This window comes from Cupriavidus plantarum, assembly GCF_905397285.1.
In the GTDB taxonomy this organism is placed as follows: domain Bacteria; phylum Pseudomonadota; class Gammaproteobacteria; order Burkholderiales; family Burkholderiaceae; genus Cupriavidus; species Cupriavidus plantarum.
The window spans coordinates 1,904,285-1,927,429 of record NZ_CAJPUX010000001.1 but is presented as its reverse complement, the minus strand read 5'-3'; the positions used below and the strand labels follow the sequence as shown (position 1 = coordinate 1,927,429).

Genomic DNA, 23,145 nt, shown 5'->3' with positions numbered 1-23,145 from the left:
CGCCCCGGCGCCTGCCGCCGCGGCGCCCGCTGCCGCAGCACCGGCTCCCGCACCGGCGCCCACACCGGCCGCCAGCCCGGCACAGGGCGCGACGGGCAAGGCCGCGCATGCGAGTCCGTCGGTCCGCCGCTTCGCGCGCGAACTCGGTGTGGACGTGTCGCGCGTGCCCGGTACGGGTCCGAAGGGCCGTATCACGCAGGAAGACGTGCAGAACTTCGTCAAGGGCGTGATGAGCGGCCAGACCGCGGCGCCTGCCGCGGCCGGCGCTGCCGCCGGTGGCGGCGGTGGCGGTGGCGAGCTCAACCTGCTGCCATGGCCGAAGGTGGACTTCAGCCGCTTCGGCGAGTTCGAAAGCAAGCCGCTGTCGCGCATCAAGAAGATCTCGGGCGCGAACCTGCATCGCAACTGGGTGATGATCCCCCACGTCACGAACAACGACGAAGCGGATATCACCGAGCTCGAAGCGTTCCGCGTGCTGCTGAACAAGGAAAACGAGAAGTCGGGCGTCAAGGTGACGATGCTCGCGTTCCTGATCAAGGCCACCGTGGCGGCGCTGAAGAAGTTCCCGAACTTCAATGCCTCGCTGGACGGCGACAACCTCGTCTTCAAGAAGTATTTCAACATCGGCTTCGCGGCCGATACGCCGAACGGCCTCGTCGTGCCGGTGCTCAAGGACGCCGACAAGAAGGGCGTGCTCGAGATCAGCAAGGAGATGGGCGAACTGGCCAAGGCCGCGCGCGATGGCAAGCTCAAGCCGGACCAGATGCAGGGCGGCTGCTTCTCGATCTCCTCGCTGGGCGGCATTGGCGGCACGCACTTCACGCCGATCATCAATGCGCCGGAAGTGGCGATCATGGGCGCGAGCAAGTCGGCCATGAAGCCGGTGTGGGACGGCAAGCAGTTCGTGCCGCGCCTGATGCTGCCGCTGTCGCTGTCGTACGACCATCGCGTCATCGACGGCGCCGATGCGGCACGCTTCAACGCGTACATCGGCCAGCTGCTGGCGGACTTCCGCCGCATCATTCTCTGAGCGTGACTGGAGCCGGAACGGGCAGGGCCCGATCCGGTTTCGCTCTCCCGCAGACACCCGATTCCAGAGGCCAGCCATGACTACATGTGTCGTTGTCAGGAAGGGTGCCGAAGTGGCGATCGCGGCCGACGCGCTGGTGACGTTCGGCGACACGCGCCTTTCGCGCGCCTACGAACGCAACCAGAAAGTCTTTCCGGTCGGCGACAGCTTCGTCGCGCTGGCCGGGACGACCGCGCATTTTCCCGTCATGCGCAGCCTGCTGACAGGCATGGGCGACGAGTGCCGGCTCGGTTCGCGCGATGACGTGTTCCGCACGTTCCTGAAGGTGCACGAGAAGCTCAAGTCCGAGTACTTCATCAACACCAAGGAAGACGATGACGATCCGTACGAGTCGTCGCAGATCGTCTGCCTGATCGCCAATCCGCACGGCATCTACGGCGTGTATTCGTATCGCGAAGTGTTTTCGTTCGACCGGTTCTGGGGCATCGGCTCGGGGCGCAACTATGCGCTCGGCGCGATGCACGCGGTCTACGATCGGCCGGACTTCGGTGCCGGCGATATCGCGCGCGTGGGCGTGGACGCGGGCGTGGAGTTCGACAAGAGTTCGGCGGGACCCATCGATGTGCATGTTGTCGGTCTGCAGGATCCGGCAACCCCGGCAACCCAACAAGGAGGCGCGGCCTGAGCCCCACAGGGACGGCGCGCATTTGAGGAGCAAAGCATGAGTGTGACCGAAGTCAAGGTGCCGGATATCGGCGATTTCGACGCGGTGGAAGTCATTGAAGTCCTGGTCAAGGCCGGCGATACGGTGGAAGAGGAGCAGTCGCTCATCGTCCTCGAGTCCGACAAGGCCAGCATGGACGTGCCGTCGTCATCCGCCGGCAAGGTGGTCGAGGTGCGCGTGAAGGTGGGCGACAAGGTTGCCAAGGGCACCGTGATTTGCACGGTGGAAGGCGCTGGCGCCGCCGCGCCCGCGCCGGCTGCCACCGCGGCGACGCCGGCAGCGGCCCCCGCACCGGCTCCCGCCGCTGCACCGGCACCGGCACCGGCACCGGCACCGGCACCGGCACCGGCCGCCGCGAAGCATGCGGGCGGCGCCGACATCCAGTGCGACATGCTCGTGCTGGGCGCGGGCCCCGGCGGTTACTCGGCCGCGTTCCGCGCGGCGGACCTCGGCATGAACACCGTGATCGTCGAGCGCTATGCGACGCTCGGCGGCGTGTGCCTGAACGTCGGCTGCATCCCGTCGAAGGCGCTGCTGCATAACGCGGCCATCATCGACGAAGCGAAGGCGCTGGCCGCGCACGGCGTGTCCTTCGGCGAGCCGAAGATCGATCTCGACAAGCTGCGTGGCTACAAGGAGTCCGTGGTCGGCAAGCTGACCGGCGGTCTCGCTGGCATGGCCAAGGCGCGCAAGGTGCAGGTCGTGCGCGGCCTCGGCACGTTCCTCGACCCGAATCACCTGGAGGTGCAGGAGACCGAGGGCGACGGCCAGGCGACGACGGGCAAGAAGACCGTCATCCAGTTCAAGCAGGCCATCATCGCGGCCGGCAGCCAGGCCGTGATGCTGCCGTTTATCCCGAAAGACCCGCGCATCGTCGACTCGACGGGCGCGCTGGAGCTGCCGAGCATCCCGGGCAAGATGCTTGTGATCGGCGGCGGCATCATCGGGCTGGAAATGGCGACGGTGTACAGCACGCTGGGCGCGCGCATCGACGTCGTGGAAATGCTCGATGGCCTGATGCAGGGCGCGGACCGCGACCTCGTCAAGGTCTGGGACAAGATGAACAAGCATCGCTTCGACAACGTGATGCTCAAGACCAAGACGGTCGGCGTGGAAGCGAAGCCGGACGGCATCTACGTGAAGTTCGAGGGCGAGGCCGCGCCGGCCGAGCCGCAGCGCTACGACTTCGTGCTGGTGTCCGTGGGCCGTACGCCGAACGGCAAGAAGATCGGTGCCGAGAAGGCCGGTGTGGCCGTCACGGAGCGCGGCTTCATCGAGGTCGACAAGCAGATGCGCACGAACGTGCCGCACATCTTCGCGATCGGCGATATCGTCGGCCAGCCGATGCTGGCGCACAAGGCCGTGCATGAAGCCCACGTGGCCGCGGAAGCCGCCCATGGCGAGAAGGCGTACTTCGACGTCACGCAGATTCCGTCGGTGGCCTACACCGATCCGGAAGTGGCGTGGGCCGGCCTGACCGAGGAACAGTGCAAGGCGCAGGGCATCAAGTATGGCAAGGGCGTATTCCCATGGGCCGCGTCGGGCCGCGCCATCGCCAATGGCCGCGACGAGGGCTTTACCAAGCTGATCTTCGATGAAGAGACGCATCGCATCATCGGCGGCGGAATCGTCGGCACGCATGCGGGCGATCTGATCAGCGAGGTCTGCCTGGCCATCGAGATGGGCGCCGATGCGGTGGATATCGGCAAGACGATCCATCCGCACCCCACGCTGGGCGAGTCGATCGGCATGGCCGCCGAGATCTACGAAGGCGTTTGCACGGACGTGCCGCCGCCGCGGAAGAAGTAATCGCTCCGATGCGAGCCGGTGCACCGCCGGCTCGCATGCGGCGCCTCATCATGGGGCGCATCGCACTGTTATCGCGCCGGCTGGTCCGTTCCCTCGCGTGTGGCGCGCGCGGTCTTGTTGGCTTCCAACTCCCTGATTTTGTTTCGGTTTTTGCTGTCGCCGTCATGTTGAGCGGCCGATGGCACGGCGGTTGCTTTGTTTGCGTTCAAACTTGGATACAAGATGGAACGCAAAGCCAACATGCCGTCATCCCGCCTCGCTCCGATCGCCACGATGCTGGCGCAATACGCCAACGGCGCGCTGACGCCCACGCAGTGTGTGAACGATGTCCTGGCGCGTATCGCGGCGAGCGATCGTCCCGAGGCATGGATCTATCGCGTCGATGCCGACGCGTTGCATGCCCGCGCGCGGGCGCTCGAGGCGCGGCTGGCGGAAGAGGGTGCCGCGTTGCTCGAGACCATGCCGCTGTTCGGGGTGCCGTTTGCCGTCAAGGACAACGTCGATGTGGCGGGGCTGCCGACCACGGCGGCGTGCCCGGCGTTTGCCTATGTGCCGTCGGAAACCGCCTTCGCGGTGGAGCAACTGCTGGCGGCGGGGGCGATTCTGGTCGGCAAGACCAACCTCGACCAGTTCGCCACGGGGTTGGTCGGAACGCGGTCGCCTTATGGAGCGGTGCGCCAGATCGATCAGGCTGACCGCGTGTCGGGCGGGTCGAGTTCCGGGTCCGCCGTGGCGGTGGCGGCCGGTTGCGTCGCGTTTTCGCTGGGGACCGATACGGCGGGGTCAGGGCGTGTGCCCGCTGGCTTCAACAATCTGGTCGGGCTCAAACCGACGCTTGGGCTGGTCAGCAAGCGCGGCGTAGTGCCGGCTTGCCGCTCGCTCGATACGCTTTCCATTTTCGCGCACGACGTGGCGGATGCCTGGCGCGTGCTGGCGCAGTTGGCCGTGTTCGATGCGCGGGACGGGTATGCGCGGCGCGTGCCGATGCTGGGTCTGCCGAAGGGGGCCATGCGGGTGGCGGTGCCGGATATCGTCGCGGGCGAGGATTCTGGCACCGAAGGTTTCGATGGCGACGCGCTGGCCGCGAAGGCCTTTGCGCGCACCATGACCGCGGTGCGCGAGGCGCTGGACATCGCGCCGTCGACCGTGCCGTTCGCGCCGTTGCAGGCAGCCGCGCAACTGCTTTATGACGGCCCGTGGGTAGCCGAACGCCGCGCCGCGCTGGGCCCGTTCTTCGAGACGCATCACGCGGACATCGATGCCACCGTGGCGGCGGTGATCGGCAAGGCCGATCGGTACAGCGCGACCGACGCGTTCGAAGCGCAGTACCGCATGGCCGACCTCCGTCGCGAGGCCGAGGCGATGTTTGCGGCGATCGACGTCCTCGTCGTGCCGACCGCGCCGACGCATCCGACCATCGCCGCGTTGCGCGAGGACCCGATCGGCGTGAACAGCCAGCTCGGGCGCTATACCAACTTCGTCAACCTGCTCGACCTGTGCGCGATCGCCGTGCCCGGGGCGCGGCGCGACGATGGGCTGCCGAGCGGCGTGACGCTCATCGGGCCCGCCGGCGCCGATCACCGGCTCGCCGTGCTCGGCGCGCGTATCGCGGCGCTCTTCACCGGCCCTTCTGCCGAAAGCAACGATTCCGGCGTGAGCGCCGGCGCAGGGGCGCAGATCGCCGAAGCGCCGCTGCCGTTCGCCGAACCCACCGTCGCCGTCGCCGTCGTCGGCGCGCATCTCCGTGGTCAGCCGCTGAACTGGCAATTGCGGGAAGCCGGCGCAAAGCTTCGCGCGAGCACGCATACCGCGCCGCACTATCGCCTGTACGCACTGGCCGGCACCACGCCGCCGAAACCGGGCCTCGCGCGCGTGGCCACGGACGATGGTTCCACGAACAAAGGCGCCGCCATCGAAGTCGAGGTGTGGGACATGCCGCTCCGCACGTTCGGCAAGTTTGTCGCCGATATCCCCGCGCCGCTGGGTATCGGCAATCTGACCCTCGCGGACGGCAGCCATGTAAAGGGCTTCATCTGCGAACCGTTCGCGCTGGACGATGCCGGCGCGCGCGATATCACCGCCTTCGGCGGCTGGCGCGCGTATCTGGCCAGCCTCTGACAATCACGACCGACTCAACCGCCCCTGAGAGACCCCGACATGACCCATCGCCGCGACTTCCTCAAGCAAGCCAGCCTGCTGACCCTCGGCGCCGCGCTTCCCCTCGATACGCTGCTTGCCGCGGAGAAACTGACCATTGGCGTGCTGTACGTCGGCGCCCGCAACGACTTCGGCTATAACCAGGCGCAGGCCGCCGCGACCGCGATCCTGCGCAAGCTGCCTAACGTGAAGGTGGTGGAAGAAGAGAACGTGCCCGAAACCATCGCCGCGCAGAAGACCATGGAAGCGATGATCCAGCAGGACGGCGCGACGCTGATTTTCGCGACGTCGTTCGGTTACTTCGATCCGCATGTGCTCAAGGTCGCGGCCAAGTATCCGAAGGTGCGGTTTGCCCATTGCGGCGGCCTGTGGAAGCAGGGGAACCCGGCGAATATCTCGAGCTACTTCGGCTATATCGACGAGTGCCAGTACCTCGATGGCGTCGTCGCGGGCCATATGAGCAAGAGCAAGAAGCTCGGCTTCGTCGCCGCCAAGCCGATTCCACAGGTGCTGCGCAATATCAACGCGTTCACGCTGGGCGCGCAGTCGGTGGATCCGTCGATCACCACGCACGTGATTTTCACGGGCGACTGGTCGATGCCGGTCAAGGAAGCCGAGGCCGCGAACGGGCTGATCGATCAGGGCTGCGATGTGCTGACGTGCCATGTCGACGGACCGAAGGTCGTGATCGAGACGGCGGAAAAGCGCGGGGCGATGAGCTGCGGGTATCACGCGAGCCAGGCCGCGCTCGCGCCCAAGGGGTATCTGACCGGGGCCGAGTGGGACTGGGCGACGCCGTACAAGTCGCTGACCGCGGATGTACAGGCGGGGAAGGCGCCGCCCAACGTGTTGCGCGGCGGCTTGCGGGAAGGCTATGTCAAGCCGTCGCCCTATGGCGCGAAGGTGACGCCGGCCGCGAAGCAGGCGGCCGATGCCGTCAAGGCGAAGATGATGGCGGGCCAGTTCGCGATCTTCAAGGGGCCGCTCAAGGACAACAAGGGCGGCGTGGCGATTCCTCCCGGGACGAGCCTCGCGCAGACCGATTACGTGCTCGAAAGCATGAACTACCTCGTCGCCGGCGTGGTGGGGCAGGGTTGAAGCCGTTCGCCATGATGCAGGAGCGCCGACATGCCTGACGCCAGCACGCCAAAGACCACCGGCGCGGTTGCCGGGCCGGCCGTATCTGCGGCATTGTCCCCGGCTGTATCCCCTCCCGCGTCGCCGCTCTCGCTGCTGCACGCGGCGCTGCCCGCCTTGCCGACCGTGTTCGCGCTCGCCGGCACGCTGCTGTTGTTCTCGCTGTTCCTGCTCGTGCAGGGCGCACCCGCGCTCGAGGCGCTGGGGCTGATCTATCAGGGCGCGTTCGGCACGTCGTTCGCATGGCAGAACACGCTGATGCGCGCGGCGCCGCTGATGCTGACCGCGCTGTGCGTCGCATTGCCCGCGCAGGTCGGCCTGATCGTCATCGGCGGCGAAGGCGCGCTCGCGCTTGGCGGTCTTGCCGCGGCCGTGCTGCCGCAATGGCTGCCGGCGGGCACGCCGTGGCCCGTCGTCGTCACCGCAATGGGCGCGGTCGCGATGGTCACGGGCGGCGCATGGATCGGCCTCGCCGGCGCGTTGCGCCACTGGCGCGGCGTCAACGAGACCATCGGCAGCCTGCTGCTCTCGTATATCGCCATCGCCGTGTTCAAGCAACTGGTGGAAGGCCCGCTGCGCGACCCCGCCAGTCTCAACAAGCCCTCGACCGTGCCGCTGACGGAGGCCGCATCGATCGGCACGCTGCCCGGCATGGACGTGCACTGGGGACTGTTCTGGGGCGTGCTCGCCTGCCTCGCGGCATGGGTGCTCGTGCGGCATGGCACCGCCGGGTTTGCCATGCGTGTGGCCGGCGGCAATCCGCGCGCCGCGCGCATTGTCGGTTTGCCCGTGCGCAGGCTCGCGCTGCTGGCCTGCGTGCTTGGCGGTGCCGCCGCGGGCCTCGCTGGCATGTTCGAGGTCGCCGCCGTGCAAGGCAGCGCCAACGCGGCATTGCTGGCGGGCTATGGCTACGGCGGGATACTCGTCGCGTTCGCCGCGCGCCAGCATCCGCTCGCGATCGTCGCGTGCGCGCTGCTGATCGGCGGCATCGAAAGCAGCGGCAGCCTGCTGCAACGCCGCCTCGACCTGCCCGATGCGACGACGCTGGTGCTGCAGGGCCTGCTGTTCGCCAACCTGCTGGCGTGGGAAGCGCTCGGCGGCCGCATCGACGCATGGCGCCTGCGTCTGCAAACGCGCCTGCAAGGCCGCGACACCGCGACGATGGAGACCCGCCATGTCTGATTTGCAATCGCCCTGGGTCGTGCTGGTGCTGTCGTTGATCAGCGGCGCCATTCGCGTCAGCACACCGTATCTGTTCGTGAGCCTCGGCGAGTGCCTGACCGAGAAGGGCGGCCGCGTGAATCTCGGCCTCGAGGGCATTCTCGTGTCCGGCGCGATGAGCGGCTACGCGGTGGCGTATCTGTCGGGCTCGCCATGGACGGGCGTGCTCGCGGCGGCGGCGGTCGGTCTGCTGCTCGGCTGCCTGCATGGGCTGGTCTGCTCGCTCCCGCGCGTGTCGGACATTGCGTTCGGCATCGCGCTGATGCTGCTCGGCACGGGGCTGGCCTTCTTCATCGGCAAGCCGTTCATCGCCCCGCAGGCGCCGATGCTGCCGTCGCTCGAACTCGGCAAATGGACGGGCACGCCGCAACTCGAACAGGTGCTGCGCATCAACGTGCTGTTCGTGATCGGCGTGGCGCTCGCGTTCGCGTTGCAGTGGGGCATGCGCGCGACGCGCTGGGGCCTGACGCTGCGCATGGTGGGCGATCACGCCGAGACCGCGCGCGCGATGGGCTATCCGCTCACGCGCATCCGCGTGGCGGCCACCGCGATCGGCGGCGCCTTCGCGGGCGTGGGCGGCGCGTATCTGTCGCTTGTCTATCCGGGCAGCTGGAACGAAGGGTTGTCGAGCGGGCAGGGCCTCATGGCCGTGGCGCTCGTGATTTTCGCGCGCTGGCAGCCGCTGCGTTGCCTGTGGGCCGCGCTACTGTTCGGCGCCGCGGGGGCGCTTGGCCCCGCGCTGCAGGCCATCGGCGTGACCAGCGGCTATTACCTGTTCAATGCCGCCCCGTATGTGCTGACGCTCGTCATCATGATCATCAACTGCCGTCCCGATCGCGCGCTGGCCGGCGCGCCGGGCGAACTGAGCCTGACGCGGTGATGCCAGCGGGCATCACCGCGCAGACCGTGCAACCGCGAGAGACACACGTTATGGAAAGCACCACGCACCGCACCATCGAAGCCAAACCGTATCCGTGGCCGTACAACGGCGACCTGCGTCCGGAGAACACGGCGCTCGTGATCATCGACATGCAGACGGACTTCTGCGGCTTTGGCGGCTACGTCGATCGCATGGGCTACGACCTGTCGATGACGCGCGCGCCCATTGAACCCATTCGCCGCGTGCTCGACACGATGCGCGCGCAGGGCTTCACGATCATCCATACGCGCGAAGGGCATCGGCCCGATCTGTCGGACCTGCCCGCCAACAAGCGCTGGCGCAGCCGGCAGGCGGGCATCGATGGCGTGGGCATCGGCGATGACGGTCCCTGCGGCAAGATCCTCGTGCGCGGCGAGAAGGGCTGGGAGATCATCGACGAACTGGCGCCGCTGCCGGGCGAGGTCATCATCGACAAGCCGGGCAAGGGCTCCTTCTGCGCGACTGACCTCGAACTGATCCTGCGGACGCGCGGGATCGAGAACCTCGTGCTGACGGGCATCACCACCGACGTCTGCGTGCATACGACGATGCGCGAGGCGAACGATCGCGGGTTCGAATGCACGATCCTGGCCGATTGCTGCGGCGCGACCGATCGCGGGAACCATGAGGCCGCGCTGCATATGGTCACGATGCAGGGCGGTGTGTTCGGCACGGTCTCGGACTCGCGGGCCTTGCTGGCCACGCTGGGGGCGTGATCATGGCCGCGCTCGGGCTCGAGGTGGTCGGCGCATCCAAGTCGTTTGGCGCATTTCGCGCGCTCGACGATGTGTCGATACGCGTGGCGCCCGGCACGATCCACGCGCTGCTCGGCGAGAATGGCGCGGGCAAGAGCACGCTCGTGAAGGGCCTCGTCGGCTATGGCGTGCTCGACGCGGGGCAGATCGTCGCGGATAACCGCGAAGTCCGCATCGCCTCGCCGCGCGATGCCCAGGCGTTGCGCATCGGCATGGTGTATCAGCATTTCACGCTGGCGGAAGGGCTGTCGGTCGAGGAGAACCTGCTGCTCGCGCGCGGGCGGCTGCCGTGGCGCATCGACTGGTCGCGGGAGCGTGCGGCATTGCGCGAGTTCATGGCGCGCATGCCGTTCCGGCTGCCGCTCGAAGCGCCGGTGTCGGCGCTGGCCGCGGGGGAGAAGCAGAAGCTCGAGATCCTCAAGCAGTTGTACCTGCAACAGCGGTTCCTGATCCTCGACGAGCCGACTTCGGTGCTGACGCCGCAGGAAGCGGACGAGGTGCTGGGACTCATGCGCGCGCTGACCTCGCGCGGCGAGTTGACCGTGCTCATGATCACGCACAAGTTTCGCGAGGTCACGGCGTATGCGGATGACGTGACGGTGTTGCGCAAGGGCCGCCAGGTCGGCACCTGCGCGGTGCCGCGCGCGCAGCCGGCCGATGAGGGGGCGGAGGCCGACGATTTGCCGTCGCGGCTGGCCGCGTGGATGATGGGCACCGATGGCTCGGCGATCGACCGCCGGACGCTGGCGCATGACGGGAGCGACCGCGCGGCGCGCAAGCCCGTGGCGGGGGACGCCCCCGTGCGGTTGCAGGTGGACGATGCCACCGTCATAGATGGGCGAGGGCACCCGGCCGTGCGGGATCTTGCGCTTGCGGTCCGGGCCGGCGAGATACTGGGCATCGCCGGCGTGTCGGGCAATGGACAGCGCGAACTCGTGGAAGCGCTCACGGGGCAGCGGCCGCTGCGTCAGGGGACGATGCGTGTCGCGGGCAAGCCCTATCACGCCACGCGCGAGCAGATGCGCGCGGGCCGCGTGTTCGCGATTCCGGAGGAGCCGCTACGCAATGCGTGCGTGCCCGGCATGAGCATCGCCGACAACCTCGCCTTGCGCGATTTCGATCGTGCGCCGCTGCGGCAGCACGGATGGCGTTTCAACCGCCGCGCCACGCGCGAACGCGCGCATGCGCGGATTGCGGAGTTCAACGTCAGGCCGCCGGTGCCCGATCGCCCGATCGGCACGCTGTCGGGCGGCAACGTGCAACGCGCGGTGCTCGCGCGCGAACTCGGCCAGCCGGTCGATGTGCTGATCGTCGCGAACCCGGTCTTTGGGCTGGATTTCGCTGCGGTCGCCGATATTCATGCGCGGCTGCTCGCGGCGCGGGATGCGGGGGCCGCGGTGCTGCTGATCAGCGAAGACCTCGACGAACTGCTCGCGCTCGCGGACCGGATCGCGGTGATTGCCGAGGGGCAGATCGTGTTCGAGGTGCCGGCGGGGGAGGCGGATCGTGCGGTACTTGGCCGGCATATGGCGGGGCAGCATGGGAGCGATGATCGCGTTTCTCCCCCGGCAGGCCCGGTGCCGCGCTCGGGCACCGCGCGCGCGTCCTGACGCCCCGTCACATACCGACCACGTCCGAACCGACCGAGAATCCTGTGCCGACTTCGCCCACTACACTTGCCGCCGCCGCGCAGCCCGCGCCCTTCGTCTTCGATCCGCGCCACACCGCGCTGATCGTCATCGACATGCAGCGCGACTTCATCGAGCCCGGGGGCTTCGGGAGCTCGCTGGGCAACGACGTCACGCTGCTGTCGGGCATCGTTCCGACCGTCGCGGCGTTGCTCCGGCATGCGCGCGCATCGGACTGGTTCGTCGTGCACACGCGTGAATCGCACGCGCCCGATCTCTCCGACTGCCCGCCGGCCAAGCGCCTGCGCGGCGCGCCGGGCCTGCGCATCGGCGACCCGGGCCCGATGGGCCGCATCCTCGTCCGCGGCGAACCCGGCAATGCGATCGTCGACGCCGTGGCGCCCATGCCGGGCGAGCTCGTGATCGACAAGCCGGGCAAAGGCGCGTTCTACGACACATCGCTCGACCGTGCGCTCCGGGAGCGCGACATCCGTTACCTGGTGTTCGCGGGCGTGACCACCGAGGTCTGCGTGCAGACCTCCATGCGCGAGGCGAACGATCGTGGCTACGACGCGCTGCTGGTCGAGGATGCCACCGCGAGCTACTTCCCCGAATTCCGCGACGCGACGCTCGCGATGATCCGCTCGCAGGGCGGCATCGTCGGATGGACCGCGCCGCTCGCCGCGCTGATGGCGGCAGCCTGAAAACGAATCGACACCATGGAAATCAATCGCCCCGACATCGTCGCCCAGGTGGCGGCCGCTTTCGACGCCTACGAGCGCGCGCTCGTCGACAACGACGTCGCCGCCATGAATGCCTTGTTCTGGGATACGCCGGAAACGGTACGCTACGGCATCGCCGAAGTGCAGCGCGGCGGAGAGACGATCCGCGCATGGCGCGAGACCTGCGAACCGGTGCCGCGCTCGCGCCGCCTGCATCGCACGGTGGTCACGACGTTCGGCGTGGACTACGCCACGGTAAGCACCGAATTCACGAGCGATGCCACGCCGCTGCTGGGGCGGCAGATGCAGACGTGGGCGAGGCTCGGCGATGGCTGGAAGATCGTGGCGGCCCATGTAAGCCTGATCCAGCCGCCGCAATAACTATCCGCACTAGGATCTGCACTAACGATCTGCAATCACAACGGATAAAAAAACCCGGCGCCCCATATGGCATGGGGCGCCGGGTTTTTTGTCAGCGTGACTGGCCGAAGCCAGTCATGCCAAGGCAACCAGCGTCAGACGGCGGTGGCAGCCGACTTCTTGGCGGCCGTGCGGGCCGTGGCGCTGGCTTGCTGGGCAGCCTTGCTCGCGGCGGTCGCGGCAACCTGGAAGTTGCTTTCCGCAATTTCCACGGCTTGCTTCGTAGCCTTCTGGACCGACTCGTAGGCGTTGTTGGCTGCCGAGATGGCCGACTTCACGATCGCGACGGTCGATTCCGAACCGGCCGGGGCGTTCTTGGCGAAGTTGTCGACGAGGGCTTGCACGTTCTTCGAGCCTTCAGCCAGCTGGGCTTCGGCCACCTTGGTGAATTCGCTCTGGGTTTCCGAAGCGATTTCGTACAGGTGACGCGTGTAGGCGAGGGTCTTTTCGGCGACCGGCTGGATCAGCGAAGCCTGGATGGCCAGCACTTCCTGCGCATCCTTCGCCGACAGGGTCTTCTTGGCGTTGTCGACGTTCTCGGCGAACGTCGCCTTCACCACTTGCAGATTCAGTTCGACAAGCTTCTCAACGCCTTCGAAGGCCTTGGTGGTCAGACCGAACAGGGTCTCGAGGTTGGCCTTTTGCGCTGCGGCAACTTGTTCCGGGGTAAGGATCATTGCTGGTCTCCAGTGGATGAAGTGGGTGGACTTCAAGGTCAAGCAAAATGAAAGTAGGTCGCCCAGATGTCAGCGCCATGAACGGCGAGCCCGAGCGTATTCTTGCGTCTATCGCACCGCTGACCACTTTTGGCGAATCTTCCGAATTCATCTATTCGTCCGATTCCGCCGAGGGTTTACCATTGGTGCGCCGCAACAATTCCTATTCTAAGGCTTGTCTCATTGGAGTCAAGCGCTTTTTGTGCATCGCACAAAAGTTACCGGCACAATTTGCGCTACAGGGGCAGGGCTCGCCACCTCAGGCGCTTTCTATCAGGGTTTATCCCGATCAAGAAATCCGTGTGCCCGATGATGCGGCGCGGGAATTTCATGCGCCGCAGGCCCCCTGTGGACCGCTTCCGCACCCGAAAGGCAGCGGTGCTAACATCGCGGCCTATGTCCGTTTCAGCCGCCTCACCCGCCTCGCCTGCCTCCATGCTGGCCTTCTACGCCGACCACTTCGTCCTGCCGCTTCCGCCGGGCCATCGCTTTCCGATGCGCAAATACAGCATGCTGCGGGATGCCGTCGCCGCCGGGGTGCCCGGCATCGCGTTTCGCGAGGCGCCGCGCGCTGACGACGACGCGCTGGCGCTCGCGCACGATGCCGCTTATATCGCCGACGTCTCGGCGGGCCAGCTCGATCCTGCCCGCCAGCGCGAGATCGGTTTCCCGTGGTCCGTGGAGATGGTTGAGCGCTCCCGCCGTTCGTCCGGCGCGACGATCGAGGCCTGCCGGACCGCGTTCGCCGACGGCATATCGGTGAACCTGGCGGGCGGTACCCATCATGCCTACGCCGACAAGGGCGGCGGCTTCTGCGTGTTCAACGATGCGGCGATCGCCGCGCGCATGCTTCAGCGCGACGGGCTCGCGCGCCGCGTGGCCGTGATCGATCTCGACGTGCATCAGGGCAACGGTACCGCGTCCATCCTCCGCGACGATCCCACGGTGTTCACGCTGTCGCTGCATGGCGAGAAGAATTATCCGTTCCGCAAGGAAGCCAGCGATCTCGACGTCGGCCTGCCGGATGGGTGCGATGACGACACCTATGCCGAGGCGCTGCGGGGCGCGCTCGATACGCTGTTCTCGCGCTTCGCGCCGGACCTGCTGATCTATCTCGCGGGCGCGGATCCGCACGAGGGCGACAGGCTCGGCCGCCTGCGGTTGACCATGGCGGGGCTCGCGCGCCGCGATACGCTGGTGTTCGACGCGGCGCGCGCGCGGGGCTTGCCGATTGCGGTGGCGATGGCCGGGGGGTACGGCCATCGCATCGAGGATACGGTGGCCGTGCATCTGCAGACGGTGACGCTCGCGGCGCGCCATCATGCCGCGGTCAACGCAGGCGTGGCGTCATGAGCACGCGCGGCACGGTGGCGATGGGTGGTCCCCGCGATGTGGCGAGTCCCGGCCAGCGGCTCTGGCTCGCGGCCATGCCGTGGCTGTTCGTGGGGCTGTGGAGCACGGGCTTCATCGTCGCCAGGTACGGGCTGCCCTATGCGGAGCCCATGACCTTCCTGTTTCTGCGCTTCGCCGGCGTGGTGATCCTGCTGGCGCCGTTCATCGTTCTCGCGCGCGTGCCGTTGCCGCGGCGGACGGGTGGCGCGATCGACTGGACGCGCATCGGGCATATCGCGGTCTCCGGGCTGCTGTTGCAGGCGGGCTATCTCGGCGGCGTCTGGGCGGCGATGAAGCTCGGCATGCCCGCCGGCCTGTCCGCGCTGATCGTCGGCATGCAGCCCCTGCTCACCGCGATGATGGCCACGCGCATGGGAGAGCGTGTGCGCTTCCTGCAATGGCTCGGCCTGATCCTCGGCCTCGTCGGCGTGGGCCTCGTCGTGTCCACCAAGCTAAGCACGATCGGGCTGTCGGTGACGAGCCTCGCGCTGGCGGCAGGCGCGCTGGCATCGATCACGGCCGGTACGCTGTACCAGAAGCATTACTGCCCGATGTTCGACCTGCGCATGGGCGCGGTCATTCAGTTCGGCGCCTCGGCCGTTGCCTGTCTGCCTTTCATGTTCGCGTTCGAGACGCGTGACGTGCAGTGGACGCTGCCGCTCGTCGCATCGCTGGCATGGTCGATCGTGGCGCTGTCGCTGGGCGCGATCTCGCTGCTGTTCCTGCTGATCCGCCGAGGCGCCGCGATGCGTGTCTCGAGCCTCATGTATCTGACGCCGCCGACCACGGCCGTGATGGCATGGCTGCTATTTGGCGAGCGCTTCACGCCGCTCGCGGCGGCTGGCATGGCGGTCGCGGCCGTCGGCGTGGCGCTCGTGATCCGCAGGCCCTCACCGCGACGGCAGTGACTACTCTACATAACAAGGAGACCCGACAGCATGTCCACCGCAGCCCGTACCGAAGCTCACGATATCGACACCGTCGATCGCGCGATCGTCACGCGCCGCTCGATCCGCGCGTTTCTCGACACGCCGGTGCCGCGCGAGACCATCGAAGACATCCTGTCGGTGGCGAGCCGCGCCCCGTCGGGCACCAACGCACAGCCGTGGCGGGTCTATGTACTGTCCGGCGATGCGAAGGTGCGGCTCTGCACGGAAGTGCTCGCCGCATACGACGATCCTGAGCGCGATACGAAGTATCGTGAGGAATATCCGTACTATCCGCGCGAATGGGTGAACCCCTATCTCGCGCGACGCCGCAAGGTGGGCTGGGATCTGTACGGACTGTTGCAGATCGGCAAGGAGGACAAGACGCGCATGCATGCGCAGCACGCGCGCAACTTCCAGTTTTTCGATGCGCCGGTCGGCATGATCTTCACGATCGACCGGATCATGGAGCAGGGCAGCTGGCTCGATTACGGCATGTTCCTGCAGAGCATCATGGTGGCCGCCCGCGCGCGCGGACTCGATACCTGTCCGCAGGCGGCCTTCACGCAATTCCACAGCGTCATTCGGGAGCATCTGAAGATGACGGCGGACGAAATGGTGGTGTGCGGAATGGCCCTCGGTTACGCCAATCCGGATGCCGTGGAGAATCAATTGATCACGGAACGTGAACCGGTTGAGGGGTTCGCGCGTTTTCTCTCGTGATCCACGGGAACCAAGTGGACGGTAAGAGGCTCAGGGTATAGCGTGCGCTGCCGATAAACAGGGATGGCGGTCGGCTCGTGCAGGCGAACATGTGGGTCAAGGAGCGGTGGGTTGTGATGTATCGATTTCATTTTTCGCTATATGGAATGTCTGCGAAATCGAACTTTAACGAGCCTCTGTAAGTCTCTAATCTTGCTAAGAATTTCTTTATTTCCTAAACTAGCGCCATTCCTGATGCCGCGTCGCACAGAACAATGTTCCGGACCGATTTCTCCCCTTTTCGCTTTTTCAGCCCCGCGCGGCTGAATACGCTTGCAACGGCCGCGCTGGTGTCGCTGGCCGTTCTTGCCGCACCCGTCGCCGAAGCGGCGACTTCCAAAAACACTAAATCTACGCAATCGTCGGGGAAATCGGCGAAAAAGCCGGTAAAAGCGACGAAGTCTTCTGCGAAGGTTGCTGCCGTAAAGGAATCGGCCGCACCGACGCGCAAGACCATCGTGCTGCGCCATGGCAAGCGTACGGTGGTCGCCCAGCGCGCCGCGCCGGTCCGCGCGGCGTTCGTGCCGGCCAAGCCGTCGCTCGGCGAAGCCATGGGCCTGCGCGATACCGAAGACGCGCTCGCGCTGCGTTCGTCCGTGGCGCTCGTGATGGATCAGAACTCCAACGAGGTCCTGTTCCAGAAGAACCCGACCGCGGTGCTGCCGATTGCCTCGATCACGAAGCTGATGACTGCGCTCGTGGTGATGGATTCGCGCCTGCCGATGGACGAGGTGCTGACGATCAGCGAGGAAGACAAGGACCTGGAGAAGCACAGCAGTTCGCGCCTCCGCTTCGGCACGCAGCTGACGCGACAGGAGCTGCTGCTGCTCGCGCTGATGTCGTCGGAGAACCGCGCGGCGTCGGTGCTGGGCCGCAGCTATCCGGGTGGCCTGCCGGCGTTCGTCTCGCAGATGAACCGCAAGGCGCGCGAACTCGGCATGAACGACAGCCACTTCGTGGACTCGAGCGGCCTGTCGAGCAGCAATGTGTCCAGCGCGATGGACCTGGCGCGACTCGTCAACGCGGCGTACCGCAATCCGACGATCCGTGAATTCTCCACGCAGACCGAGCATGAAGTGAACGTGCTCGGCCGCACGCAGCATTACGTCAGCACCAACCGCCTCGTGCGCGGCGGCAACTGGGAGATCGGCCTGCAGAAGACCGGCTTCATCTCCGAGGCGGGTCAGTGCCTCGTGATGCAGGCGCGCGTCAACGGCCGCAACGTGGTGATGGTGTTCCTGGATTCGGTGGGCAAGCTCTCGCGCTTTGCCGATGCCACGCGCGTGCGCGACTGGCTCGAGCACGCGCCGGCCGCGCAGCAGCCGCATGCGTTCCCGAACTCCCCAAACCTTACGCAGGGCCCTAGCCATCCGCATGCGGTCCTGGTCTCGCAGCAGGCACGCGGCATCTGACCTTTTGCCGCAGCCAACTTGAAAACGCGCCCGGGCGGCAGCCCGCGGCGCGTTTTTTTATGGACGATGGACGTTTGCATGGAAGCCTCGAACAACGCGACTATCGCCAGCGTGGGCGACGCACCGCACGATATCGAACGCGCCGCGGCGTCGCTCGTGCTCGCTTTCGATACCGATCCGTTCATGCGCTGGATGTACGGCGGCCCGGACGGCTATCTGCGCGGCAGTGCCGCGTTGTTCCGCGTGCTCGTCGCCGATGCGCGGGGCGCGGGCGGCGCGCTGACGATCGCGGGCGATGGCCGCGGCGCGGGCACGGCGTTGTGGCTGCCCCCCGGCGCGGAGGATGACGATGCCGCCATCGACGACGTGGTGCGCCAGACTGTGGAGGCGCCGCTACGGAAGGTACTCGGCGAACTGATCGGCCGCGTCTACGAGACGCGGCCCACCACGCCGCACTGGTATCTGTCGTCGATCGGAATCGATCCCGCATTCCGGGACCGGGGCCTTGGCGGCCGCCTGCTCGCGCGGGGCCTGCAGGCCTGCGACGCCGCGCATCTGCCCGCGTGGCTGTGGTCGTCCAATCCGCGCAATCTGGACTTCTATGGCCGGCACGGTTTCGAGGCGCTGGCCACCATCCGTGTGGGAGACGCGCCGCCGCTGTTTCCGATGCTGCGGGCGGCGCGTTGAGGGTTGACCCAGAAATCCGCCGTCAGTGCGCGGTCGCCTCGCCGGCGCCGATGCCGGTTTCCGAACGCAGTTCCTGCGCTTCGAAGCCCGCTTTGTCCACCGCGGCGCGGCGCGACTTGTCGGTGACCGAGAACAGCCAGATGCCGACGAAGCCGATCGTCATGGAAAACAGCGCGGGCGACGTGTAGGGGAAGGGCGCGCTCTTGAAGTGGAACACATCGACCCACACGGCCTGCGACAGCACCGTCAGGATGACGGCCGACAGCAGGCCGAGAAAGCCGCCGATCATCGCGCCGCGCGTCGTGCAGCCGCGCCACAGCACGGACATGAACAGCACGGGGAAGTTGGCCGACGCCGCCACGGCGAATGCCAGCGACACCATGAACGCGATGTTCTGCTTCTCGAACACGATGCCGAGCACCACCGCGACGATGCCGAGCACGATGGTCGTGAGCTTCGATACGCGCAGTTCCATGGCGCCCGATGCCTGGCCATGCTTGAACACAGTCGCATAGAGGTCATGCGACACGGCCGTGGCGCCGGCCAGCGTCAGGCCCGCCACCACCGCGAGGATCGTCGCGAAGGCCACCGCGGAGATAAAGCCGAGGAACACGTTGCCGCCCACGGCGCTCGCGAGGTGCACGGCCGCCATGTTGACGCCGCCTAGCAGCTTGCCGCTGCCATCCTGGAAGCTCGCGTTGGTGCCCACCAGCACGATCGCGCCGAAGCCGATGATGAACGTGAGGATGTAGAAGTAGCCGATCCACGTCGTCGCCCAGAACACCGATTTGCGCGCTTCCTTCGCGTTGGGCACGGTAAAGAACCGCATCAGGATGTGGGGCAGGCCCGCGGTGCCGAACATCAGCGCGATGCCGAACGAGATCGCCGAGATCGGGTCCTTGATGAAGTTGCCCGGGCTCATGATCGATTCCTTCTTCGCGTGGACCTCCACGGCCTTCGCGAACAGCTGCTCGGGGCTGAAGTGGAACTGCGCGAGCACCATGAAGGCCATGAACGACGCGCCGCCCAGCAGCAGGCATGCCTTGATGATCTGCACCCACGTCGTGGCCGTCATGCCGCCGAACAGCACGTACACCATCATCAGCACGCCGACGATGACCACGGCTACCCAGTACTCGAGGCCGAACAGCAGCTTGATGAGCTGACCCGCGCCGACCATCTGCGCGATGAGGTAGAACGCCACGACGACGAGCGTACCGGACGCGGCGAACGCGCGGATCGGGCCCTGCTTGAAGCGATACGCGGCCACGTCCGCGAACGTGAAGCGGCCCAGGTTGCGCAGCCGCTCGGCCATCAGGAAGGTGATGATGGGCCAGCCGACGAGGAAGCCGATCGAATAGATCAGTCCGTCATAGCCGCTGGTGTACACCGCGGCCGAGATGCCGAGGAACGATGCGGCGGACATGAAGTCCCCCGCGATGGCAAGGCCGTTCTGGAAGCCCGAGATACCGCCGCCCGTATAGAACGCGGCAGCCGACTTGGTCTTCTTGGCGGCCCACTTGGTGATGAACAGCGTGCCGACGACAAACACCACGAACATGCCGATGGCGGTCCAGTTGGTGGGCTGCTTCACCGCCTGACCGAGGTCTCCGCCCGCCGCGAGGGCGCCAGCCGAGGCAATCATGGCCGCGAGCGCGGCCGCAACGAGGCGGGCGTTCATGCGACCTCCTGCTTGATCTTGTCGGTGAGGTCGTCATACACGCTGTTGGCGTGCCGCACGTAGAGGCCGGTGATCACGACCGTGAAGACGATCACGAACAAACCAATCGGCATGCCCCAGGTCATCACGCCGCTGCCCACGCGCGCGGCCAGCACTTCCTTGTCGAACGCGATCAGCAGCACGTAGCCGTAGTACACGACGAGCATCACGGCCGTGAGCATCCAGCTCAGCCGGCCACGACGCTTGACCAGATCCCGATACTGCCGGCTGGACTTCAGCCGTTCCATCACATCTTGCTGCATGGTGTCTCCTGCATGATCTTTGTCACCGTGTGCGCACGGAATGGTGACAAGGTAATGCGCGGCCCTTACCCGGTACTTACACGGGGCAGGGCGCGATGCAGGGGTAAACGCGGAGGGATGTGATGGGCCCGGCGATCAGAGCAGCTTGCCGGGGTTCATGATGCCGGCGGGATCGAAGACGCGCTTGATCTCGCGCATGAGGCGCAATTCGAGCGGGTCCTTCGTGTGCAGGAACGCGTCGCGCTTCAGCTGGCCAATGCCGTGTTCCGCGCTGATGCTGCCGCCATAGCGCACGACTTCGTCGAGCACTTCGTCGGTGAACGCTTCGCCGTCCCGCGCGGCCCAGTCGCGCGGCGCGCCGGCCGGGCGCGAGAGGTTGTAATGCAGGTTGCCGTCGCCGAAGTGGCCGAAGATGAAGGGGCGGATGTCCGCGCTCCTTGCACGCAGCCGCGCCTCCATCGATGCCATGAACGCGGGAATATGCTCGATCGGCAGCGAGATGTCGTGCTTGAGGTGTGGACCATCGGCACGCTGCGCTTCCGAGATTTCCTCGCGCAGCTTCCACAGCGCATGCAGTTGCGCGAGGGAGGCGGATACCACCGCGTCGAGGCACAGTTCGCGTTCGAGGGCATCGCCGATGACCTGTTCGAGCAGCGCGTTGAGCGCGGCCTCGTCGGTGCTGTCGGCGAGCTCCATCAGCACATACGACGGATAGCGTTGCGCGAACGGTTCCTGCACGCCTTCGGCATGTTCGAGCACGAGGTCCACACAGGCGCTCGTGAAGAACTCATAGGCCTGCACACGTGCGCCGCAGCGTTCGAACAGCAGCTCGAACAGTTCCAGCGCCTGCTTCGGCGATTCCACCGCGGCGAGGACCACGCAACGCGTATCGGTGCGCGGGAACAGGCGCAGGCTGGCGGCGGTGATCACGCCCAGCGTGCCTTCCGCGCCGATCAGCAGTTGCTTGAGGTCATACCCCGTGTTGTCCTTGCGCAGCGTGCGCAGGCCGTTGAAGACTTCGCCATTGGGCAGCACGGCCTCCACGCCGAGCACGAGCTCGCGCGTCATGCCGTAACGCACGACGTTGACGCCACCCGCGTTCGTCGACAGGTTGCCGCCGATCTGGCACGAGTCTTCCGCCGCGAGCGACAGCGGCAGCAGGCGATTGGCATCTGCCGCGGCCCGGCGCAGGTTGCCCAGAATGCAGCCGGCTTCGGCGACCATCGTGTTGGCGATGGTGTCGAGCGAACGCACGGCGTTCATGCGGTCGAGGCTCAGCACGACGTTGACGGGCTGGCTGTCAGGCGTGGCACCGCCGCACAGGCCGGTGTTGCCGCCGCGCGGCACCACGGGCACGCCGGCCTGCTGGCACAGCGCGAGCGTGCGCGAGACTTCGTCGACGGTGCGCGGCCGCACCACGGCCTGCGCATGGCCGCGATAGATGCCGCGCCAGTCGGCGAGCCAGGGGGCGATGTCGTCGGGGGCGGTGAAAACCGTATCGGGGCCGAGCGCTTCCGTCAGCCGGGCGGAGAAATCGGAACTGGACATGAGAGAGCCGTGTCGCGGAAAAGAGAAGGGGCGCGCTGCTGCACACCCCCGGCATTGTGGCACGCGGCCGCGGCAGCGGCCAGCGACCCGCGCCCCGGACGGGGCGGTCGGGCGTCCGCGCGCTACGGACCGTTCGTTCGCTACGTACTATGCGCGATGCGCTATGCGCTATGCGCGGTGCCGTGGGAACCGTGATGCGACAGCGGGCTGCCATGACCCGCGCCGGTGGCATCGGTCGCGTAACCCATGCCGCGCGAGATCTGCAGCGCGGTGTCCTTGAGGTTCTGCAGCCAGCTGTCCTGCAGCCGGTCCGCCGGCGCCGACAGCGACAGGCCCGCCACGAGGCGGCGCGAATCGTCGTAGATGCCCGCGGCGATGCAGCGCACGCCGAGTTCCAGCTCCTCGTTGTCGCGCGCGTAGCCATTCGTACGCACCCAGTTGAGTTCGCGTTCGAGCTTGGTCAGGTCGGTGATCGACGTCCGCGTATGCCCGGCAAGGCCGGTGCGCGTCGCGTAGCTCCGCACGCGCACCGCTTCGTCGGCCGCGAGGAACAGCTTGCCGACCGACGTGAGGTGCAGCGGCGCCCGCCCGCCGATGGCGCGGACCACCTGCATGCCCGAGCGCTCGCTGTACGCCCGTTCGATATACACGATCTCGTCGCCCTGGCGGACCGACAGGTTCACCGTCTGTCCCGTGACGCGGTGCAGCGCGCGCATGGGCGCCAGCGCCGCATCGCGCACGGAGAGACGCGCCTTGACGAGGTTGCCGAGCTCGAGCAACCGCATGCCCAGGCGATAGCTGCCGGGGTCCGAGCGATCGACGAAACGGCATGCGACCATGTCGTTCAGAATGCGGTGCGCGGTCGAGGGATGCAGGCCGGTCGCCAGCGACAGCTCTTTCAGGCTGACCGGGTCGGCATGCTGGGCGAGGGCATCGAGCAGCGTCATCATGCGTTCGATGACCTGGATGGAGGTCTTGCCCGGCGACTTCTCTGCTTCTGCCATGAGTGAAATGTTGCCCTGCGGCAATTTTTTAAGCGGTTGCCTGATTCTATCTCGCATCGTGAAAATTTCAATAGGTGAAATGTCGATGCGCGCGGTAGACGTGAGCAGGATTGGGCCCTGGGCTGAATAACTTGAGCCGCGCGATGCCCGCCGCGCGGCATAATCACGGGGTTTCGAGTCTGGATAAAAGGAA

At 66.7% G+C, this 23,145-nt stretch carries 21 protein-coding genes; 16 read left to right on the top strand and 5 right to left on the bottom strand.

Annotation, left to right across the window (positions count from 1 at the left end):
* From KHP16_RS08815 to hpxZ, 11 genes are all read left to right on the top strand, one after another.
* A partial coding sequence (locus tag KHP16_RS08815; protein ID WP_211959950.1) for a dihydrolipoyllysine-residue acetyltransferase occupies positions 1–1,030 on the top strand: 1,030 nt, incomplete at its 5' end.
* Between the two features lie 76 nt (positions 1,031–1,106).
* Positions 1,107–1,715 (top strand): Ntn hydrolase family protein, encoded by a 609-nt coding sequence (locus KHP16_RS08810; protein ID WP_109580798.1) that lies wholly within the window; start codon positions 1,107–1,109, stop codon positions 1,713–1,715.
* Positions 1,716–1,751: 36 nt separating this feature from the next.
* Positions 1,752–3,563, top strand: a complete 1,812-nt coding sequence (gene lpdA, locus KHP16_RS08805; protein WP_211959949.1) for a dihydrolipoyl dehydrogenase — start codon at positions 1,752–1,754, stop codon at positions 3,561–3,563.
* Between the two features lie 222 nt (positions 3,564–3,785).
* Positions 3,786–5,681, top strand: coding sequence for an allophanate hydrolase (gene atzF, locus KHP16_RS08800; protein WP_244835691.1), 1,896 nt, complete (start codon positions 3,786–3,788; stop codon positions 5,679–5,681).
* 39 nt (positions 5,682–5,720) lie between these two features.
* Positions 5,721–6,818, top strand: a complete 1,098-nt coding sequence (locus KHP16_RS08795; RefSeq protein WP_115952464.1) for a BMP family ABC transporter substrate-binding protein — start codon at positions 5,721–5,723, stop codon at positions 6,816–6,818.
* Between the two features lie 30 nt (positions 6,819–6,848).
* Complete coding sequence (locus KHP16_RS08790; protein WP_179593392.1) at positions 6,849–8,039, top strand: ABC transporter permease; 1,191 nt, start codon at positions 6,849–6,851, stop codon at positions 8,037–8,039.
* Positions 8,032–8,958: an ABC transporter permease gene (locus tag KHP16_RS08785; RefSeq protein ID WP_115952462.1), complete on the top strand. Its 927-nt coding sequence runs from the start codon at positions 8,032–8,034 to the stop codon at positions 8,956–8,958. Before KHP16_RS08790 ends, KHP16_RS08785 begins: the two co-directional genes overlap by 8 nt.
* A 50-nt stretch (positions 8,959–9,008) precedes the next feature.
* Positions 9,009–9,713: a biuret amidohydrolase gene (gene biuH, locus KHP16_RS08780; RefSeq protein ID WP_109580802.1), complete on the top strand. Its 705-nt coding sequence runs from the start codon at positions 9,009–9,011 to the stop codon at positions 9,711–9,713.
* 2 nt (positions 9,714–9,715) lie between these two features.
* Complete coding sequence (locus tag KHP16_RS08775) at positions 9,716–11,362, top strand: ABC transporter ATP-binding protein (protein ID WP_115952461.1); 1,647 nt, start codon at positions 9,716–9,718, stop codon at positions 11,360–11,362.
* Between the two features lie 44 nt (positions 11,363–11,406).
* Positions 11,407–12,084, top strand: a complete 678-nt coding sequence (locus KHP16_RS08770; RefSeq protein WP_280528122.1) for a cysteine hydrolase family protein — start codon at positions 11,407–11,409, stop codon at positions 12,082–12,084.
* Between the two features lie 15 nt (positions 12,085–12,099).
* Positions 12,100–12,483 (top strand): oxalurate catabolism protein HpxZ, encoded by a 384-nt coding sequence (gene hpxZ, locus KHP16_RS08765; protein ID WP_109580804.1) that lies wholly within the window; start codon positions 12,100–12,102, stop codon positions 12,481–12,483.
* 134 nt (positions 12,484–12,617) lie between these two features.
* On the opposite strand, the gene phaP1 is transcribed toward hpxZ, so the two are convergent.
* Positions 12,618–13,199: a TIGR01841 family phasin PhaP1 gene (phaP1, locus tag KHP16_RS08760; RefSeq protein WP_109580805.1), complete on the bottom strand. Its 582-nt coding sequence runs from the start codon at positions 13,197–13,199 to the stop codon at positions 12,618–12,620.
* A 474-nt stretch (positions 13,200–13,673) separates the two neighbouring features.
* Here phaP1 and KHP16_RS08755 point away from each other — a divergent pair, with 474 nt between their 5' ends.
* From KHP16_RS08755 to KHP16_RS08735, 5 genes are all read left to right on the top strand, one after another.
* Positions 13,674–14,591: a histone deacetylase family protein gene (locus KHP16_RS08755; protein WP_109580807.1), complete on the top strand. Its 918-nt coding sequence runs from the start codon at positions 13,674–13,676 to the stop codon at positions 14,589–14,591.
* Positions 14,592–14,611: 20 nt separating this feature from the next.
* Complete coding sequence (locus KHP16_RS08750; RefSeq protein WP_211960024.1) at positions 14,612–15,538, top strand: DMT family transporter; 927 nt, start codon at positions 14,612–14,614, stop codon at positions 15,536–15,538.
* Between the two features lie 30 nt (positions 15,539–15,568).
* Positions 15,569–16,279: a nitroreductase gene (locus KHP16_RS08745; RefSeq protein ID WP_109580808.1), complete on the top strand. Its 711-nt coding sequence runs from the start codon at positions 15,569–15,571 to the stop codon at positions 16,277–16,279.
* A gap of 254 nt (positions 16,280–16,533) precedes the next feature.
* Positions 16,534–17,730 carry a D-alanyl-D-alanine endopeptidase gene (gene pbpG, locus KHP16_RS08740; protein ID WP_147306181.1) on the top strand — a complete coding sequence of 399 codons (1,197 nt, stop codon included), beginning with the start codon at positions 16,534–16,536 and terminating at the stop codon, positions 17,728–17,730.
* A gap of 78 nt (positions 17,731–17,808) precedes the next feature.
* A complete protein-coding gene (locus KHP16_RS08735) occupies positions 17,809–18,417 on the top strand; it encodes a GNAT family N-acetyltransferase (protein WP_167468386.1) in 609 nt (202 codons plus the stop codon).
* A gap of 22 nt (positions 18,418–18,439) precedes the next feature.
* On the opposite strand, the gene KHP16_RS08730 is transcribed toward KHP16_RS08735, so the two are convergent.
* From KHP16_RS08730 to KHP16_RS08715, 4 genes are all read right to left on the bottom strand, one after another.
* A complete protein-coding gene (locus KHP16_RS08730; protein ID WP_109580810.1) occupies positions 18,440–20,098 on the bottom strand; it encodes a cation acetate symporter in 1,659 nt (552 codons plus the stop codon).
* Entirely contained in the window at positions 20,095–20,400 is a 306-nt protein-coding gene (locus KHP16_RS08725) for a DUF485 domain-containing protein (RefSeq protein WP_109580811.1), read from the bottom strand. The genes KHP16_RS08730 and KHP16_RS08725 overlap by 4 nt, the downstream gene beginning before the upstream one ends.
* Positions 20,401–20,535: 135 nt before the next feature.
* On the bottom strand, positions 20,536–21,948 hold the full coding sequence (locus KHP16_RS08720; protein ID WP_121490761.1) for an FAD-binding oxidoreductase: 1,413 nt from the start codon (positions 21,946–21,948) through the stop codon (positions 20,536–20,538).
* A gap of 161 nt (positions 21,949–22,109) precedes the next feature.
* Positions 22,110–22,952 (bottom strand): IclR family transcriptional regulator, encoded by an 843-nt coding sequence (locus KHP16_RS08715; protein WP_109580813.1) that lies wholly within the window; start codon positions 22,950–22,952, stop codon positions 22,110–22,112.
* Positions 22,953–23,145 lie beyond the last annotated feature (193 nt).